The sequence below is a fragment of the Dyadobacter luteus genome (assembly GCF_003383615.1).
Taxonomy (GTDB): domain Bacteria; phylum Bacteroidota; class Bacteroidia; order Cytophagales; family Spirosomataceae; genus Dyadobacter; species Dyadobacter luteus.
Genome location: NZ_QNUL01000001.1, coordinates 121,193 through 141,042, shown reverse-complemented (window position 1 = coordinate 141,042; position 19,850 = coordinate 121,193). Strand labels below are relative to the sequence as shown.

At 43.0% G+C, this 19,850-nt stretch carries 13 protein-coding genes; 4 read left to right on the top strand and 9 right to left on the bottom strand.

Translation table 11 applies throughout. The features are described 5' to 3' along the window. Positions 1–14 precede the first annotated feature (14 nt). The 3 genes from DSL64_RS00595 to polA all read right to left on the bottom strand — a co-directional run bounded on the left by DSL64_RS00595 (position 15) and on the right by polA (position 6,865). A complete protein-coding gene (locus DSL64_RS00595) occupies positions 15–2,003 on the bottom strand; it encodes a plastocyanin/azurin family copper-binding protein (protein WP_115828700.1) in 1,989 nt (662 codons plus the stop codon). 43 nt (positions 2,004–2,046) lie between these two features. After that, complete coding sequence (locus DSL64_RS00590) at positions 2,047–3,774, bottom strand: 3-keto-alpha-glucoside-1,2-lyase-like domain-containing protein (RefSeq protein WP_229216904.1); 1,728 nt, start codon at positions 3,772–3,774, stop codon at positions 2,047–2,049. Positions 3,775–3,979: 205 nt separating this feature from the next. Continuing rightward, a complete protein-coding gene (gene polA / locus DSL64_RS00585) occupies positions 3,980–6,865 on the bottom strand; it encodes a DNA polymerase I (protein ID WP_115828699.1) in 2,886 nt (961 codons plus the stop codon). Between the two features lie 412 nt (positions 6,866–7,277). On the opposite strand from polA, the gene DSL64_RS00580 reads away from it, so the two are divergent. Beyond that, positions 7,278–9,362: a S9 family peptidase gene (locus DSL64_RS00580; protein WP_115828698.1), complete on the top strand. Its 2,085-nt coding sequence runs from the start codon at positions 7,278–7,280 to the stop codon at positions 9,360–9,362. A gap of 55 nt (positions 9,363–9,417) precedes the next feature. Here DSL64_RS00580 and DSL64_RS00575 read toward each other — a convergent pair whose 3' ends face one another. The 4 genes from DSL64_RS00575 to DSL64_RS00560 all read right to left on the bottom strand — a co-directional run bounded on the left by DSL64_RS00575 (position 9,418) and on the right by DSL64_RS00560 (position 13,419). Continuing rightward, positions 9,418–10,698, bottom strand: a complete 1,281-nt coding sequence (locus DSL64_RS00575) for an O-acetylhomoserine aminocarboxypropyltransferase/cysteine synthase family protein (protein ID WP_115828697.1) — start codon at positions 10,696–10,698, stop codon at positions 9,418–9,420. 152 nt (positions 10,699–10,850) lie between these two features. Further along, the gene (locus tag DSL64_RS00570) at positions 10,851–11,804 is read right to left on the bottom strand and encodes a helix-turn-helix transcriptional regulator (protein ID WP_115828696.1); all 954 of its coding nucleotides are present in this window, start codon (positions 11,802–11,804) and stop codon (positions 10,851–10,853) included. A gap of 52 nt (positions 11,805–11,856) precedes the next feature. Next, positions 11,857–12,870, bottom strand: coding sequence for an LLM class flavin-dependent oxidoreductase (locus DSL64_RS00565; RefSeq protein WP_115828695.1), 1,014 nt, complete (start codon positions 12,868–12,870; stop codon positions 11,857–11,859). A 111-nt stretch (positions 12,871–12,981) separates the two neighbouring features. Continuing rightward, positions 12,982–13,419 (bottom strand): DUF2147 domain-containing protein, encoded by a 438-nt coding sequence (locus DSL64_RS00560; RefSeq protein ID WP_115828694.1) that lies wholly within the window; start codon positions 13,417–13,419, stop codon positions 12,982–12,984. A 574-nt stretch (positions 13,420–13,993) separates the two neighbouring features. Between DSL64_RS00560 and DSL64_RS00555 the strand changes: the two genes are divergently transcribed. From DSL64_RS00555 to DSL64_RS00545, 3 genes are all read left to right on the top strand, one after another. Next, a complete protein-coding gene (locus tag DSL64_RS00555) occupies positions 13,994–15,226 on the top strand; it encodes an RsmB/NOP family class I SAM-dependent RNA methyltransferase (RefSeq protein ID WP_115828693.1) in 1,233 nt (410 codons plus the stop codon). Positions 15,227–15,363: 137 nt separating this feature from the next. Then, positions 15,364–17,487 (top strand): Tex family protein, encoded by a 2,124-nt coding sequence (locus tag DSL64_RS00550; RefSeq protein WP_115828692.1) that lies wholly within the window; start codon positions 15,364–15,366, stop codon positions 17,485–17,487. Between the two features lie 30 nt (positions 17,488–17,517). Then, positions 17,518–17,970, top strand: a complete 453-nt coding sequence (locus DSL64_RS00545) for an SRPBCC family protein (RefSeq protein WP_115828691.1) — start codon at positions 17,518–17,520, stop codon at positions 17,968–17,970. Between the two features lie 53 nt (positions 17,971–18,023). Here DSL64_RS00545 and DSL64_RS00540 read toward each other — a convergent pair whose 3' ends face one another. Together DSL64_RS00540 and DSL64_RS00535 are read right to left on the bottom strand one after the other, a co-directional pair. Further along, a complete protein-coding gene (locus DSL64_RS00540) occupies positions 18,024–18,470 on the bottom strand; it encodes an SRPBCC domain-containing protein (RefSeq protein WP_115828690.1) in 447 nt (148 codons plus the stop codon). 702 nt (positions 18,471–19,172) lie between these two features. Continuing rightward, positions 19,173–19,826 (bottom strand): NAD(P)-dependent oxidoreductase, encoded by a 654-nt coding sequence (locus DSL64_RS00535; RefSeq protein WP_115828689.1) that lies wholly within the window; start codon positions 19,824–19,826, stop codon positions 19,173–19,175. Between the last annotated feature and the right edge of the window lie 24 nt (positions 19,827–19,850).

Sequence of the window (19,850 nt, the reverse complement as noted above, 5' to 3'; positions counted from 1 at the left end):
TATGCAATTACTGCTTATTTGGTAACTTTTAATTTCCCTTGCATCAGTGAATAATGTCCGGGGAAGGTACAAACGTACTGGTAAGTACCTGTTTGTTTCGGTGCTACAAAGTACAGCGACTCCGATTTTTCCGGTTCTACGATATTGCTATGGAACAGAACATCGGCACTATTGGGTACGTAATGCATCTCCGAACCTTTCAAACCGAGATTCAGACCTGCTTCACCCACTGCATTGGCTGTTCCCGGTTTTGTAATCACCAGATTATGAAGCATATCGTCGTTGTTGTTAAAAACAATTTTCACTTTGCTGCCTGCTTTCACCTGTATTTCAGAGATATCGAATTTCAATCCCGGAACGGTTCCGATGATAATCACCTGGTCAGGCTTAGTCCAGCTTGCAGGCATTTCAGCTGTACGTTTTGCAGTCACAGCGGTAGTGTTTGTTTCCGAGGCCGGCATAGTATGGGCACTGTGGTCAACGGCTGCTTTCACTGTCGTTGTGAACTGAGCGCTACTCGCTGGTGCACCACCGGCAATTTCATTCAAAGTATAATATCCTGTGTTATGCAATAGCGCATTTCCTTCCGTACCACGCACACCATCTGCCTTAATTTCATGCACATAGCCTTTACGAAGTACAGCAGGATCTACAACCAGTCTCACTTTCAGACCATCCTCTGAGACGATGATTCCTTTCAGTGGCACTTCATTGGTGTTCACAATCGGGCTACCGTAGGTGTGGTGGTACTTGTAGGTGAAGCTGCTCAATTTATAAGCATCCTGTGCTGCAGCGGCTGCCTTGTCAACCGGACTTGTGAATGTAATTTCAAAACCGTCTGGCATAGAACGCACATTCTTCATTTCAAACGGCATTTTTCCCGTCCACACAAGTCTCTGGATGCCAAACTCAGATTTCCCTGTAGCTGACCATCCACGGCTTGTCTGCCCCACAAAAATAGAGCCATCCAATCCCCATTCCAGTCTTAGAATACCAGACATAAAACCTTCGCGGAAAGGAAAAACTGCTCCCTGCCATACGCCATTCACTTTTTCAAGGTCTACGCGTGAGATAATGCTATGTCCCTGATCACCCACAAACATTTGCCCTGCAAAAGGACCAAATGCGCCATTGGTTGCATCTTCAACAAAACCAGCAGTAGAAATACCTATGATCGTGTGAGGAAACCAGATTGCAGGTGCTTTAAGACCCGGAGTTCTTTTGGCAACGTCATAAAGCGGCTCGCCAGTATCGGGAATATCCTCTGGTTTCAGTTTCACAGGGGAACCTTCTTCTCCGCTCCATCTCAATCCGGCAGGGTTTCCTGCAAAGTCGCCTTTTTCAAGATGGGTCATACGTCCTGAACCAACCCAGTCTCCCTGGTTTTCAGTGTAGAATATATCTCCTTTGTAAGATCCGAAAGCAGATGGAGAGCGAAGACCAGTTGCGTAAGGCGTAAGTTTGCCATCTTCCCCCAGTTTAAGCATCCAGCCTCTCCATTTGGACTGACTCGCTCCTTTACCAACCCAATCAAGGTTCAGGGTAACGATCATTTCTCCGTTTGGTAATTTCACCGGTCCGTATGAATATTGGTGGTAGTTACCGGAAAGAGGCCATTTGGCAAAAGATTCGTAAACGTCAGCTTCGCCATCGTTATTGGTGTCCTCCAGGCGTGTTACCTCTCCACGTTGAGAAATCAGGAAGTCCTTGCCTCTGTACAGGAGTCCGAGAGGTTCATGCAGTCCGGAGGCAAACCGCTTGAAAGAAGGGCGTCCGTCACCTTTCAGATAGGGATTTGATATCAACCATACTTCACCACGACGGGTCGATGCTGCCAGACGGCCATCTGGTAATGACTGTAGTCCACCCACTTCCATTTTGATATTTTCCGGAATCGGGATGGTAATAATGCGGTAGTAATCATCCTCCTTTTTCTGGGCTGACTGCGCCTGTGCGCCAACATAGCCAAAAGTGATGAGGGTTGTCAAAAGTATATTTTTCATTGATCAGAAATCGTAATTGAGTCAAAGTTTAATTTATCGCGATTTACCAGAACATGGTGTAGCCAGTATTTCCTGTAACAGGCAACACAAGTTCATTCCTTCCATCGGAAGGCCGGATTGTAGCGGTGGATTTTTTGTCTATCTGGATAAAATAGCGGTTATCTACCTGATAAAGCCCTTTTTCTATCATTACGATATTTTTACCACTTGCGGCGAGAGCATACACAGGTTGCGATGGCTTTCCTTCCAGTTGAAAAGTCCGGTTTATGCCGTTGCCAGTTGGTGTCAGTTTATCAACTACTACTGCCGAGCTGATTGCATACCGGAATGCGGGATTTCCGTTTCCGTCAAGATTGTAACCCAAAAAGTTGATGTCTGAGGAATCAGGCCACGCTGCAGTTTGCTGAGACAAGGTAGCAATACTGCTCTTTCCTGATACCGAAGCACGAAGGCCGGCCGGGAATAGGAGTTGAGGTTCGCCACGTTCGTACCACATCTCCGTCACATTGGCAAACTGACCTCTCCATGCTTGCAGCAATGCTCCACGGTTCAAATCAACAGTATAGTTCCAGCCTTGCGGAGTGCCTACAGAGATACAATGGGTACGTTTGGCTGTCTCACCATCCAGCTGAACAAATGATCGTACCGTTTCCGTCTTTTGCTCAGGCTGCACCGCGATGTATGGTTTCGGTTCAGGTTCGGGCAGAGAAGAAAGTGCATGCAAATCGTAAGGTCTTATGCCTGCTTTTTCGACACGCAACCCTAAAGCCGGCTGTCTCCATGGAAAACGGGAATAATGAATTCTGAATTTGTGTTTACCCTGACTTAGGTTAACCGCACCGGAGTGACTTTCCTGAGAAGAGCTTTCTGTTTTGTCAATGATCGTTTTTCCATCTACGTCAAGCGAAAACATGTTGCCCTGATAAATGGTTGTAAAAATATATTCGCCGGCTTCTGTGGCATCAATATCGCCTTCATAAACCAAGTGAAATTCACGCATACCGTTTGTTACCTCCTGCGTCAGGAAAGGCGACGCCCCTTCATGATCCAGTTTAGTGTAAGTTTTGCTATCCCACTTGTCGGAATACACTTTGTATTTTAGGTTTTCAAGTGCCAATGGCTTACGGCTTGCCAAAAGCTGGTAACCAATGTTACGGAATGCTATAGTTCCCTTTGTTACTTCAAGTCCGATGGGCTGGGCGGTTGTAACAGGGCTATGAACGGGAAGATACACTGTCTCTAAAACTGTTAAATCATTCAGCGTAAGCTGGTTAAGCCGCGCAGAGCTGGTTTGCAAAGGCACGGATACATCATAGGCAAGATCCAGATGCTGCCACAGTCCCGGAGACTTTGCTGCATTTTGGGTGGGAAACTGACCCAGGTAGCCGGTTGTTGAGGAATTGGTTTCAGTTTGTTTTGAACTATCGCCAATTCTGACTTTCTGGTTACCAGGCAGGATCAGATACCCTTCAGCACCAGGTGATACCATAAATTCCAGCGATAATCTCAGGTCGGATGCTTTCACTACCGACGTAATAGGAGAGCCGGGCGTACCAATCAGAATACCATCGCCGGAAGTCAGCTTAGGTTTAGAGGCAGATATCGGGTTGATAATGATACCGGATTGAAGAGACCAGTTAGAGGCTGGTTTTTCAAATCCACTCAGATCTTTAAGGGTTAGCGGGGTGTAGTTACCTTTTCCACTTTGAGCCATAACCGCTAACGGACAGGCAGCAAGGAGCAGGGAAAACTTCTGAATCAAACTTTGCATTGAGCTTTATTAAGTGTAAGGTTCACAATTAAAGACCGAATATCGTACTTTTTTTACGAATATACCGTGATTTTTTAGGAAGTTTTAGCAGGGGATGAAGACAGATACGGAAAGAAAACGTGCGTATCAGGTTTGTCTGGCTTTATAAATAGAAAAGACCGCTACGCTGCGGTCCTTTCGTATATTCATCTCCAAATTGTGCAAATTAGTGCGCTTCCAGCCAGTTGGCTCCGATTCCTATTCCCGTCTCCATTTTTACAGGTAGGATAATGGCATTTTGCATCAGCTCATCCACTTTTTCCTTTAAGAAAGTTATTTCATCACGGTGTGCATCAAAAACCAGTTCATCATGTACCTGTAGTATCATCCGCGATTTCAGTTTCTCTTTTTCAATGAAATCGTGAATATTGATCATGGCTACTTTGATCATGTCGGCAGCAGAACCTTGTATGGGCGCGTTAATAGCATTTCGCTCAGCATAGCCACGATTGGTCTGATTACGTGAATTGATATCCGGTACGTATCTTCTGCGGCCCAATATGGTTTCTACGTATTCTTTTTCACGCGCTTCATTTATCACCTGATCCATATAACCTTTCACAGCAGGGAATTCTTCAAAATACGCCTTGATAATTTCCGCAGCTTCACCTCTTGGTATAGACAGGCGCTGACTCAAACCAAACGCTGAAATACCATAAATGATACCAAAATTGACCATTTTAGATTTGCGGCGCATGTCAGAAGTCACTTCTTCCAGAGGTACCTTAAATACTTTGCTGGCTGTGGTGGCATGGATGTCGCGTCCCTGATTAAACGCCTCGATCATACTTTCATCCTTGCTGAATGCCGCCATAATCCGCAGCTCAATTTGGGAGTAGTCAGCAGAAAGTATCTGAAAATCTTCATTGTCAGGTACAAAAGCTTTCCGGATTTCCCGTCCGCGCGGAGTACGAATTGGTATATTCTGAAGGTTAGGATTCGTGGAACTAAGTCTTCCCGTTGCCGCTACTGCCTGATTGTAAGAAGTATGGATCCGACCTGTACGAGGGCTCACCAGTGTTGGCAGTGCATCCACATAAGTCGATTTTAGCTTCTGCAATTCTCTGTAATCCAAAATTTTGCGGGCAATGGCATGGTCGTTTTCCAATTCCGACAGAATCTCTTCACCGGTTGCATATTGGCCCGTTTTGGTTTTTTTAGGCTTTGCAATCAGTTTCATCTGGTCGAAGAGAATTTCGCCAAGCTGTTTTGGAGAACTGATGTTGAAAGGTTGTCCGGCAATCTCAAAAATCTCGGATTCAGTTTGTCTGATGTCGCTCTCTAGCACCACAGACATTTCATTCAAAGCACTAATGTTCAGCCTCACACCAGTACTTTCCATATCTGCAAGCACCTTCACCAATGGCATCTCCACATTTCGAAAGAGTGTTTCAGCCTGTGCTTTTGGGAGTTGTTTACTGAAAATGTGGTGAAGTTGGAGCGTAATATCCGCATCTTCGCCCGCGTACTGAGTGATTTCTGGTATGCCCACATCCCTCATTGTACTTTGTTTGACCCCTTTTTTGCCAATGAGCGAAGTGATTGATACCGGTTCGTAGTTCAGGTAAGAAGCTGAAAGGATGTCCATTCCATGCCTCTTGTCTGGTTGCAGCAGATAATGAGCAAGCATTGTATCGCTGAGTTTCCCTTTTACATCGATGCCATAATTCTTCAGTACCAGCAGGTCGTACTTAATGTTTTGCCCGATTTTTTCAATGGATTCGTTTTCAAATACAGGACGGAAACGTTCTACAATTTCCTGAGCCAAAGCCTGGTCTGCCGGTACAGGAATGTAAAATGCCTCGCCAGCTGTGTAAGCAAACGAAATGCCTACAAGCTCTGCATCTACGGCATCTAACGAGGTAGTCTCGGTATCGAAACAAATTGCATCCTGTAAGCTCAGATAATGAACGAGACTGTCCACCAGCTCCGGTGTATCCACCGTATGGTAACGGTGAAAAGTGTTATCGATGGTTCGTTTGGTAACTGGCAATGCAGTTTCAGCATCTCCATCATAGGTTGCGCCGTCCGGATCGGCAATGTTTTCACTTACAATGGCAGGCTGATGTCCAATTTCTTCTGTTGGATTTCCAAAGAGATCCATTTGCCCTGTTTTAGGTGCAACTTTGGTTTTAACAGCCGGTGCCGGAGCGGCCACTGTCCCGGGAGCGGAAGTTCCCAGTACGCGCTGACGAAGCGTTTTAAATTCCAGCTCATCAAACAGTGCGATGATTTTCTCGGTATTCGGTGCGCAAACGGTAAGATCTTCTGCATCAAATGGGACTGGTACTTTGATGTCTATTGTTGCCAGTTGCTTGCTGAGAATCGCCTGGTGACCAAATTCACGTACTTTTTCCCCTAACTTTCCTTTGATCTCAGCTCCGTGTTCAAGGAGGTTTTCGATTGTATCGTATTCTGCGATGAGTTTTTGCGCGGTTTTTTCTCCCACACCTGGTATTCCCGGAATGTTATCTACTGCATCACCCATCAGTCCGAGTATGTCAATGACCTGATCAATGCGCTGTATTTGCCAGCGATCAAGTATTTGCTGTACGCCCAATACTTCGGCGCCCTTGCCCATAAATGCAGGTTTGTATATATGTACATACTGCTCCACGAGCTGACCGTAGTCTTTGTCCGGCGTCATCATATATACTTCGAAACCTTCCCGCGATGCTTCCTTTGCAATTGTGCCAATAATATCATCCGCCTCAAAACCGTCGAGTACCAGGATGGGGATACACATGGCTTCAAGTAATTTTTTCACCAATGGAATGGCTACCGTTATGTCTTCGGGTTGGGCTTCGCGCTGGGCCTTGTAGGCTTCATATTGCACATGTCTGAAAGTGGGCGCCGATGTATCAAAGGCCACGCCGATATGTGTAGGTTTTTCTTTCTGTAATACTTCCAGCAACGTATTGGTGAAACCAAAAACGGCACTGGTGTTTAAGCCTTTCGAGGTGATTCTCGGTGCCTTGATAAAAGCAAAATGAGCACGATAGATCAACGCCATAGCGTCGAGCAGGAAAAGCTTGTGAACCGGTTTATCCATAAGAACTGTTAATTTCGAAATTCAAATATAATGTATGTGCAGGAGGATTATGGAAAGATGCACTACATTTTGTAAATCAACTTTTTATATATTTTATACTTATTAAAAGTATTATTAAATATTATATGTATTAAAATATTTATACTAATAAATATTACTTAATTTTTTAATAGGTAAATATGTAGAATAAGTATTTAACTTTTAGTACATATAAAACTTAAAGTATTATATAAAATATTAATACTTATAATATTATTAATACAATTTATATTTATTAAAAATATTAAATGATTGTAAAGTAATGTACTTATATGAAATATAATATGTATTATTATTAAATACTTAATTGTTTGAAAATAAGATTTTTATAAAAATGAATTTAGATAAAATTAACTTAAAAACCACAGAATAAGTGAAACAAGCATATCAATGGCCGGTTTTAAATCCACCGGTAGCGGAAGAAAAACCATTCGAAACTGGGCGTCATGGAGATTTGAGAAATGATGAATACTACTGGATGGGCGATTTTTTCAGAGAAGGACCGGATAGTGATCAGGTCGTTTCCTACCTGAATTCCGAAAATGACTACACAAATTCTATGATGGCGGGTACCGATCAGTTGCAATCCGAGCTCTATCAAGAGATGAAATCACGGATAAAAGAGACAGATGAGTCGGTGCCGGTCTATAGCAACGGTTACTTTTATTATACCAGAAGTGAGGAGGGAGAGCAGTATTTTAAGTACTGTCGCAAGAAAGAATCGCTGGAAGCGGAGGAAGAAATCCTGCTTGATGTAGACCGGATGGCAGAGGGGCATGCCTACTATTCTGTGGCTGGATTTAATATCAGTCCGGATAACAAACTACTGGCGTATGGAGTGGATACAGTTTCCCGTCGCCAGTATACGTTACATGTGAAAAATCTGGTAACAGGCGAACTACTTTCAGACTCTATTTTTCCAACCAGCGGAGGTTCTGAATGGGGGAACGATAACAAGACATTGTTTTATACCGCGACGAATCCTCAGACGCTACTCAGCGAGAAAATCAAACGTCACACGCTCGGTACAAGTGAAGAGCAGGATGTGGTTGTTTATACGGAAACAGATAACAGTAATTACATTGGCGTAGGGAAAACCAAATCAGAACAGTTTATCGTCATCGCTTCTTCGGCGACTATGTCATCTGAGTACCTGATTCTGAATGCTGATAATCCTGAAGGAGCGTTTGAGGTATTTCAGCCTCGTATGAAGGATGTACTTTATGACATTGAACACCATAACAACCGTTTTTTAGTTGTTACCAATAAAGATGCATTGAATTTCAGGCTGATGGAAACACCTTTGGATAACACGGGTGTAGAGCACTGGAAAGAGGTGATAGCGCACAGGGAAGACGTTTTGCTGGAAGGTATTGATGTTTTTAAAGATTTCCTTGTTGTTACAGAACGTAAAAACGGACTGATCCAGCTGAGAATCAGAAATGAAAACAATGCAGAAGAGCATCATGTAGATTTCGGTGAACCAGCCTACGCTGCTTATACAGGCTCAAATCCTGAGTATAACAGTTCGTCTTTAAGATATATCTACACATCGCTTACAACTCCCAATTCGGTATACGACTACGATATGATCAGTCGCGGGAAAGTACTGAAAAAGCGCCAGGAGGTGGTGGGTGGATATGAACCGGATGAGTATGTTACAGAAAGGCTGTATGCCAGTTCGCACGATGGCACAAGTGTTCCTGTTTCATTGGTCTACAAAAAAGGCTTCACAAGAAATGCGCAGGCACCTTTGCTGCTCTATGCGTATGGTTCCTATGGTAATAGTATGGATGCAGGCTTCAGTTCGGGGAGATTAAGTCTGTTGAACCGTGGATTTGTATTTGCCATTGCCCACGTGCGTGGAGGGCAGGAAATGGGACGTCACTGGTATGAAGATGGGAAGCTTTTCAATAAAAAGAATACGTTTGCCGACTTCATTGCGTGCGGAGAGTATCTGATTGCCGGGCAGTATACAAGTCGGGAGCATTTGTATGCGGAAGGAGGTAGTGCTGGCGGGCTTCTGATGGGAGCAATTGCGAATATGCGTCCCGATCTTTGGAATGGAATTATCGCCGATGTCCCGTTTGTTGATGTTGTTACTACGATGTTGGACGAATCTATTCCTTTGACAACCAATGAGTTTGATGAGTGGGGGAATCCGGTTGAAAAAGAGTATTACGACTATATGAAATCGTATTCTCCCTACGATAATGTGGAAGCTAAAGCATATCCTAATATGCTTGTTACAACGGGCTTACATGATAGTCAGGTGCAATATTTTGAGCCTGCAAAATGGGTTGCCAGACTCAGGAGACTGAAGACGGACAACCGTGTACTTCTTTTGAAAACCAATATGGAGGCTGGTCATGGAGGAGCCTCAGGAAGATTTGAGTATTTGAAAGAGGTGGCCTTGCAATATGCATTTCTGTTTGCTTTGGAAGGCATTACTGAGTAGGAGAGGTGATATCAAAACGGGATCTGTTCAGGATCCCGTTTTGATTAGAAAGCTCTTAGTTCAACGCTTTTTCAATATCCGCAATAATATCGTCAATGTGTTCAATACCAACAGATAATCTCAGCTGCGTTGGCAGCACACCAGCCGCCAGCTGCTCCTGGTCGGATAGCTGTGAGTGGGTGGTGGATGCCGGGTGGATGATCAACGTTTTCGCATCACCGACATTGGCAAGATTACTGATCAGTTCCAGTTTGTCTACAAAATTCTCGGCGGTTTTCTTGTCTCCTTTCAGGGTGAATGAAAGTACACCTCCGAAGCCTCTTGTAAGGTATTTTTTTGCCAGATGATGGTATTTGTTGCCTTCCAGACCGAGGTAGTTCACACTCTCTACTTTGGGATGCTGCTCCAGCCATTTCGCCACTTTTAAAGCATTTTCAGCGATTCTTTCTACACGTAGCGTAAGTGTTTCAACGCCTTGCAGGAAAAGGAATGAGTTAAAAGGTGATAACGACGGCCCCCAGTCACGCAATCCTTCTACGCGCGCCCTGATGATGAACTGGATATTACCAAATGGCCCTCCAATCCCGAAAACGTCATTGAATACCAAACCGTGATAACTTGGAGAAGGCTCTGTGAATTGAGGATATTTTCCATTACCCCAGTTAAAAGTTCCTGCATCTACGATGACACCACCGATGGATGTTCCATGTCCGCCGATCCATTTTGTTGCAGACTGCACCACCACGTGCGCACCATGTTTAATAGGCTGCGATATCGCTCCTGCCGCGCCAAATGTATTGTCAACGATGATGGGGAGATCATATTTAGCGGCCAAGGCAGCAAAAGCCTCAAAATCAGGAATACTGTAACTCGGGTTTCCGATAGTTTCCAGATAAATCGCCTTGGTCTTATCATCAATCAGCTTTTCGAAGCTGGATACATCGTCACCATCAGCGAACCGCGCTTCAACTCCTATATTTTTGAAGGAATTTTTAAACTGATTATAAGATCCGCCGTAAAGAAAAGACGTTGTAACAAAGTTGTCGCCAACGGTGGTAATATTATTGATCGCCAAAAACTGCGCAGAATGTCCGGATGCTGTTGCCAAAGCTGCCACACCACCTTCAAGTGCCGCTATTCTTTTTTCAAAAACATCGTTAGTAGGATTCATAATCCTGGTGTAGATGTTTCCGAATTCTTTAAGTGCAAAAAGATTGGCTGCATGTTCAGCATTGTTGAACACATAGGAAGTAGTCTGATAAATAGGTACTGCACGCGAGTTGGTTACAGGGTCGGGCTGCTGTCCCGCATGTAGTTGCAAGGTTTCGAATTTCATTACGATTCAAAGGTTTAATGGGAAATGATTCAAAAGTAATAGATAATACTATAAAGAATATAGATTATATAGTCTTTTATTTTAAATATAATTTATTAAATTTTATCAATATTAAGAATCATTTCTTTCACAGCCATGGAAGCTGAGAACTTTTAATCATGAAGTTGATCAGTAATACCGGCAATGAGGTCGGCAACGTGGGTTTTCAGGATATCAGGTTGGACGATCCTCGAATTAGGAGCCAACATCAGGTACCAACGTGCAAAACTGTTCATATGGCCTGTCAAAAATGACATTTCACAATAATCGCCCACCACTTTTTCTGAAATGAATCCGTAGTAATATTTTTGATTACCAATATAATTGACGATAGATCTATCTATTTGTAATACAATGAGTTGTAAATTGTGATCATCGCGAACTTGATTCAGGAACTGATCCAGCGGAGCATGCTGATGCTGAAATGATCGCGCTGAGAGTTCAATATTCATGATTCTGTCCGAGCGAAAGTTCCTGTACGCATTTCTCAGGTGGCAAAAAGCCACTGTATACCAGAAGTTTGACTCGTGATAAATACCTACAGGTTCGATATACCGATCACCCGCCTCAGTCAACCCCATGGCCGTATAGCTTATTCTGGCGATTTTTTTTTCGGTAATACTTTTCAATAAAGCGTCTAGTGTATTATTATTGGAAGGGCTGAACGCGAAATTACTTTTACGGATTTGTATGTGATTTTCGAGGTTCTCGACCATCGTCTTCTCATTACTTCGTAATACCGCTTTCACCTTATACATCGCCGACCGATACAAATCAATTGATGCCTGATCTGTATATTTCTCCATCAATTTCTCTGCTGTGATGAAGGTACGCGCTTCTTCTCTAGTGAACATGATAGGAGGCAGGCGGTAGCCCTCCATTAATGAATAGCCTACACCTGCCTCGCCACTGATGGGTACGCCTGCCTCGGCAAGCGTGTTAATATCTCTGTAAATGGTACGCAGACTGATTTCGAACCGATCCGCCAAATCCTGCGCTCTGACTATTTTCCGTGACTGGAGTTGAATAAGAATAGCGATAATCCGGTCGAAACGATTCGCAGGCATAGTTTTCAGGTTTAGCCGGAAGCCGATGTGCTTCTTAACCGCAAAAATAGAACTAAGCCGCAGATTTTTTCAAGCCAAATTCTTCTGCAATCAATTCAAACGAACGGAAACGGTCTTCAGCAGTTGCGGCCATGGTAGATATGATGATCTCATCAACATCAAACCTGGCCGCCAGATTGGTCAGTTGCTCTTTTACTGATTCCGCTGTACCTGAGATAATTCTGCCACTATTATATCTGATACGCTCCAGTTCGCCGGGATTGAACTGGTATTTTTGAACTGTTTCCATATCAGGGAAGGGACCAAATTTTCCTCTTTCGAATTCCACCAATATATAATCCATCATTTTACGCATCGCAGCAGCTTTTTCTTCAGTTTCGCCACACAAAACAAATACGGAAAGAATAGCATGAGGATTTGCATATTGATCGGAGGGACGGAAATTACGCCTGTAGGTTTCAACTACTTCCGGCGTTACGAATCCGTTAATAAACTTCGCGACAGCCAGTCCCATACCGAATCGTGCTGCGATGTTACTGCTCCCGCCACTGGAGCTCAGAATCCATTGCATAGGTATAGTCGGAGATTGAGGAGTGGCATAAATAAATCCCCGTTCTGTTCCTGCTGTATCTCGGAAAAAGTGTTGAAGATGTTCCAGTTGTCTGAGGTAACTGCTCTCACTAAAATCGTTGGAGGGATTTAGAATGGATGAGGTAACTCTGTCAGTACCTGGTGCTCTGCCCATTCCAAGGTCGATGCGCCCCGGGAACAAAGTTTCCAGCATCCGGAAATTCTCCGCTACTTTGAGAGCACTGTGATTAGGAAGCATAATCCCACCCGAGCCAATACGGATATGTGAGGTTGCATCGCCTAACTTAACCATCAAAACCTCGGGAGTAGAGCCGGCAATAAATGCGGAATTGTGGTGTTCGGATACCCATAAGCGGCTGTATCCAAGGTTTTCTGCAAGTATGGCAGTTTGTACTGTTTCCTGAATTGCTTCTGTAACCGTAGATCCTTGTCTGACAACGGATTGGTCAAGAATTCCTATTTTTATATTTGTCATAAGCTGTATTGTCTGTGGGAAAACAACACACTATGACAGCTTTGTATTACTGGAAACACTTAAAACTCCACTATCGTTTAGTATAGCGATGACGTTTAAAGGTGTGGCTTATTACTCCAGCCGTTCCCAAAATGTACTTTTACCAAACAGCGAAACACCTACATAGCTGCGTATTTCCAGTTTGTTGTTTTTCATTTTAATGGTACAGCTATAGGTTTTGCCGCTTCTGAAATCATAGAAAGTACCGTTATCCCAGATTCCATTGACAAACACAAAATCATGAAGTAGAGGACTGTCAATCAGATTACGACCGCGAAGTTTCTCATCATGATTTTTAGTATCCTTCCTGGATGTTTGCCCATCTGCTTCCAGTAGCTCAGTCGCCCATATCACCTTCCCAAAGTAAGCCGTGCCATTTTTGTATATCTCAATTTTAGCGTCTTTATCTTCGTTCAACCATTCACCGATGATTTGGTCTCCCTGACTGTTCTGTGAAATAGCTGAGAAGGAAAAAAGGATAAAATGAATAAAGAGTACAAACTTTTGCATGACGGGGTAAAGATGAGTCAGGTTTCTTGGCTAACTTAAATATTTGAAAATTTATGTTTTTATAAATCAGGACAATTGTATCTATTCAATCTCGATTTATCAACTTTCTCTTAAATTCAGCAATCAAATTCCATTTCTAACAGCTTTAGAAAACTTTACAAGTGTTAAAAATGTAATTTTTTGAAGTATTCTCTTGCAGTATCGAGAGCTGATACTTCAATTAATTCAAACTGATACTGCAATGTAAGTCGCAATATACAACAGATGTTCTGATAATACTAAAACAGAATTATTTCAAGATAAAGCAAATGTAAAACTGCCGTTAAATTCTAATGCTGTTGTAAGAACTTTCTCAGGAAGTCACCTCAGGAGAACAATGTGAATACAATTGTGAGAGGCAGTTTTTACATGCCGTTTAAACTGATTTAGTGTTGATTGTCATCTGTTTCAACTTGATAATGAATTTATAAAAAGTATGCCTTTGAAGGATTTGAATACATTTTCTCAACTTGGAGGAATTTTTGGCGACCTTTGTTATTAAAAGGTTTTTAGAAAATAATCATTAAAACATACATTGAAGCTATATAAAGGGCTGTCAGAAGCTGTAGTAGTCAGTCTGACAGATATATTTGTAAAAGACAAGCAGGCCGACCGGGTTGTGGAGCAGGTTCTGAAATCTAACAAGAAATGGGGCGCAAGAGACAGAGCCTTCATTGCGGAGAACGTATATGAAATGGTGCGGTGGTGGAGATTAGTCAAATACGTATCTGGCATTACGCGGGCTACCGAACGAGAAGAGTTTTGGGTTCTTTTTGGTTGCTGGCAGATTATCAAGCCACTCAGACTTCAGTTACCCCCTTCAGGCGATCTACCTGAATGGGAGGAATTTGCGTCCATCAACAAGGAGCACGTATTGGATTTGTACGCCCAGGGAATGGCTGTCCGCAAAATAGCCGAATCAATCCCCGACTGGCTAGATGAGATTGGAGAGAAGGAACTTGGTAATGCCTGGGACGCTGAATTGCAGGCATTGAATAAGCAGGCGCCACTTGTTTTGCGTATAAATACGCTGAAAACCGATAAAGGTGAAGTCACTGAAATTTTTGGTAAAGAAAATGTAGAGGAGCTTTTCGATGTCTCCGATGCGCTGGTACTGACGAAACGCCGGAATATTGGTGGAATGGATGTGTATAAAAACGGATTTATAGAGGTACAGGATGCCGGCTCGCAGCTCATTGCCCCTTACCTGGACGTTAAGCCTGATATGAGTGTCATTGATGCATGTGCCGGAGCAGGAGGGAAAACGCTTCATCTGGCCGCACTGATGAAAAATTCAGGCTCCATTTTATCTATGGACATCGAATCATATAAGCTATCTGAGCTGAAAAGAAGGGCTTCTCGCAACGGCGTTAAGAACCTTGACACTATGGTCATCGATTCTGACCGAGTGATTGAGAAGCTCGCGGAAACAGCCGACAGACTACTATTAGATGTGCCCTGTTCCGGTCTTGGTGTACTCAGAAGGAATCCGGACAGTAAGTGGAAGTTGAAGCCGGCTTTCCTGGAATCAATACGAAATGTTCAGTGGCACATTCTCAGCACCTATTCGCAAATGGTGAAGCCGGGAGGAAAGATGGTGTATGCCACATGCAGCGTCTTGCCATCAGAGTCCGAAGAGCAGGTGAAGCGCTTTATGAGGAAGTTCGGTTCTCAATGGAAATTCATATCCGATCATCGCACTTCGGTAGCCAGGGACGGATATGATGGGTTTTACATGGCGCTCTTGCAAAGAAAGAACGTTAACTAATGTCCTATGACAGAATTTACTATTGTTAGCTTATTTTACATCGATTGATATTGATTGAATTCACTGGTTATATAATTGATTATCAATATTTAATATGTCATTTTGTCTGAATTATTTCAGACCATATACTTTAGAACATGAATTACATTCTTATCGCACAACAAGCCTCAGTTTCTGAAAAACAGGCTCGAAATACGATACAACTCTTTGAAGAGGGTGCTACATTACCATTCATCGCCAGATATCGGAAGGAAGTTACAGGTGGCTTGGATGAGGTTCAAATAAGTGCAATCAAGGATGCCTGGCAAAGACAGCAGGAGGTTGAAAAACGGAGGGAGGCAATTTTAAAGAGTATTACCGAACAAGGTAAATTAACCCCTGAGCTTCAAAAAAAGATCGAAGCTGTGTTTTCGCTGGTAGAGCTGGAAGACATCTATTTGCCTTACAAGCAGAAAAGAAAAACACGTGCATCTATCGCCATCGAAAAGGGATTGGAACCTCTTGCTCAGGTTATCTTTACAGGTAGGGAAGCCGATCCTGAGCGTGGGGCAAAAGCGTTTGTAAAGGGAGATGTGGCTTCATCAGATGAAGCATTGCAAGGGGCCAGAGATATTATTGCGGAATGGATTAATGAAAACCAGGATGCACGCGTACGCATGCGCGGCCTGTTTCAGCGAAACGCGATAATTACTTCTAAGGTTAAGAAAAAGAAAGAGGAAGAAGGGGCTAAATACCGTGATTATTTTGAATTCACTGAAGCACTTTCCCGGATTCCTTCACACCGGCTGCTGGCTTTGAGACGAGGGGAAGAGGAGGGAATTTTAAGTATCGATATCGCTCCCGATGAAGACGACGCTCTGGAGAGCCTGGACCGACTGTTTGTAAGGGGCAGTGATGCCTGCAAGGATCAGCTGGTACTTGCTGTTGAGGATTGTTACAAAAGGTTGCTGAAGCCTTCTATAGAAAATGAGTTTTCTAACCTTTCAAAGGAGAAGGCCGATGTTGCAGCGATATTGATTTTTAGCGAGAATTTAAGACAATTGTTACTGGCATCGCCGCTAGGTCAGAAAAATGTAATTGCTATTGATCCAGGGTATCGTACGGGGTGCAAAGCGGTTGTGCTGGATAACCAGGGCAATTTAATTGCTGACAAAGTCATTTTTCCTTTTGATCGCGGGCAGGAAGCGTCAGGTGTTATCGCTTCTTTTATTGATAAGTACAAGATTGAAGCGATTGCGGTCGGTAACGGAACTGCAGGACGTGAGACGGAAGATTTTGTAAAAAAGCTTTTGAACAGTCTGAAGTTAACTGATCAGATCGGACTTTTTATGGTTAGTGAACAGGGAGCTTCCATATACTCAGCATCGGAAGTAGCACGGGATGAGTTTCCTGATAAGGATGTAACAGTGAGAGGCTCGGTTTCAATTGGACGAAGATTGATGGATCCTTTGGCCGAGTTGGTGAAAATTGACCCCAAGTCAATTGGAGTGGGGCAGTACCAGCATGATGTAGACCAGAGTTTATTGCGAAATGCTTTGGATACAGTCGTGGAAAGCTGCGTGAATTCCGTAGGCGTAAATCTCAATACGGCCAGCAAGCACTTACTTCGGTATGTATCGGGGCTCGGACCTGCTTTGGCGCAGAATATCGTCGATTTTAGGGCAAAGAACGGGAATTTTAAATCGAGGCAGCAATTATTAAAAGTACCTCGGTTGGGCGCCAAAGCTTTTGAGCAGGCGGCAGGTTTTCTGCGTATTGAAAATGGAACTAATCCGTTGGATAACAGCGCAGTTCACCCCGAACGTTACGCTTTGGTAGAGAAAATGGCAAAAGATGTGAATGCGGGAGTAAAAGATTTGCTTCAAAAGCCCGAGTTACGTAAGCAGTTGACGCCTTCTAAATATGTCACAGATTCTGTTGGACTTCCTACGCTGCAGGATATCCTTAAGGAGCTCGAAAAACCATCCAGAGATCCGAGAGAGACATTTAAGAAATTTGAGTTTGATAGTGCGGTTCGTAAACCTGAAGATTTGAAAGTTGGCATGGTTTTGCAGGGAATTGTCACGAACATAACTGCTTTTGGTGCATTTGTTGATGTTGGGGTGAAGCAGGATGGACTTGTGCACCTTTCCCAACTGGCAGATAAGTTTATAAAAGATCCGAATGAAGTGGTCAGGCTGCAGCAAGTGGTTCAGGTGAAAGTGACAGAGGTGGATCTTGGAAGGAAGAGAATTGGATTAAGCATGAAGGGTTTGTCGTAAACAGTCAGGAAACCATAAATTAATATCACAGTGGAGGAGTTATATTTTAGGCAGGAGCTATCGGTATCATTGGAAGAGGCCTGGGCATTCTTTTCTGATCCGTCTAATCTGAAAGAGATAACGCCACCCCACATGGATTTTAAGGTAACCTCCAGTCACCACGGAAATCATATTTATGCCGGACAAATTATTCGTTACACAGTTCGGCCGATTTTAGGAATACCTCTGAAGTGGTGTACTGAAATTACGCACGTAGAGCCATTGAAATATTTCATTGATGAGCAACGATCCGGACCCTACGCATTCTGGCATCATCAGCACCATTTTAAACAAATTGAGAACGGTGTGCTGATGGAAGATATCCTGACCTACAAAGTTCCGTTCGGTATATTAGGCGATATTGCCAATGCCATCATGGTGAGAAAAGAAGTGAATGAGATTTTTACCTATCGAAAGCGAATTCTTTCGGAGAAGTTTGGTTGACAAAAAAGGAAAAACAAAGTCTGCTAGCTATCTGAGCTGTCAGACTTTGTTTTTTAATGAGTGGAATGCGTCGATTTCTCTGTAAGCGATTTTATTTTTCCCGCTACAATCATCCAGTTTTCTTCAGCCTTTACCACATCTTCATCTGTTTCCAGATTGTCCTGCGTGATTGTTAGCGTAGATTCGTCGTCATAGTGCGAAATATGATACGTGACGTGCGCATAATTGTCTTCGTAGTCGTCGGTACCGGACATGGAGCTCCAGTAGCTATAACTTAATACCCGTTCCGGATTGATTTCAAGAATCGTCCCTTTGTCAATATAAGACTTGCCCTGCCATTCGCTGGTGAATGTAATCGGACTTCCTACTTTCCATTCCGATTCAGCATGTGTTCCATGTAAATACTGACTAATCATTGAAGGTTCTACAAGCGCCTGCCATATGTCTGCCGGGCTGGCATGAATGGCTGTAGAGGTGGTGGCAACGAGTTTTCTGTTCATAGTATTTCAGTTGATGGTTATACCTTATAAGATAGAAAAATCGTGCCATATTATAGCATATACCATTACGTATCAAGTCAGTTCTTTCATGTTGAAACACTTCTTCTTTCGTATCTACTGCTTCGTACCGACACTTTTCTGAATCTGATTATTATTTGTTTAATACAATATTGATTATAACTGTAAACAAGGAAAATTAGAAGTATACACCGGCTTTGATTCGTGCCCAAACATGTACATTCACGGACCACAAGTTTTTGGAGAATTTTCAGAGAAATGCAGAATCGCTATCAGATGACTAATACACGGAATAAATATCGATGACAGCTAGATTAGAATAAAAGATTCTGCTGCTCACGACGATCAGGTTTGGTGGCTAGCTGAGAAGGGGTTTTATCTGAGAGTAAATCAATGGAGCTTAGTTTCTCAGAAATAAGCAGATACGCTGTTTAAAGAATATAGATGATGGTTGTTTTTGCGTTTAACTTATTGATAATTAATATTTTATAAAATATACTATTTATATGTTAAATACTAAATAAAAGTATTAAAAGTAATTAGTGTATAATAAGTTAAGTATGTATTTGTATGTTTTTCTTATTATATTAATTTTATGTCTAGTATGTTGTGAAAGTATAAAAAGTATTAAACTTAATGAATGCTAAATACATTTTTAATGTATTTAGCATTCATACAATATGATTAGTAAGATACAGTAAAGCGCTTTTGAACGAACTGAGGCTTCTCGATTTCGTCAGCAATAGCTACTGCCAGATCCTCGACAGAAATAACACTTTTTCCCTTTTCATCTACCACAGGGTTGTCAAGACCTGTACGGTAAACACCTTTTCGGACGCCTGATGTTCCCGGGTGCATTTCAATAGCCGGACTTAAAAAAGTCCAATCGAGATCCTTTTCTTCTTTAAGTATATTGAGGTAGTCTCTCGCTGAAGAAGCGCCTGCTTTGTAGGCTTCGGGAAAATGAGGCGTATCTACAAGCTGAACCCCCGGAGCTACTTCCAGGCTTCCTGCTCCACCCACTACCAAAAGACGTTTTACACCGGATGATTTTACTGCAGCCTGAATCGTTTTAGATCCTTTCAGAAATGCGTTGTAGAGGTCGGGATTTGTCCATCCGGCATTGTAGGTGCTTACCACAGCATCGTGCCCTTTCAGCAGTTCAGCTAAAGCATTTTCGTCTGCGATATCCGCCTCCACAGCGTTGATAAGGTCGCTGCCGGCATCGATTTTGGATACATTGCGGGCAATAGCCGTTACAATGTGTCCGCGGCTGGTTAATTCAGTTAATACGTGGGCCCCAACGAAACCGGTGGCTCCGATAATTGCAATTTTCATTTTACGATTATTTATGTGATTTGA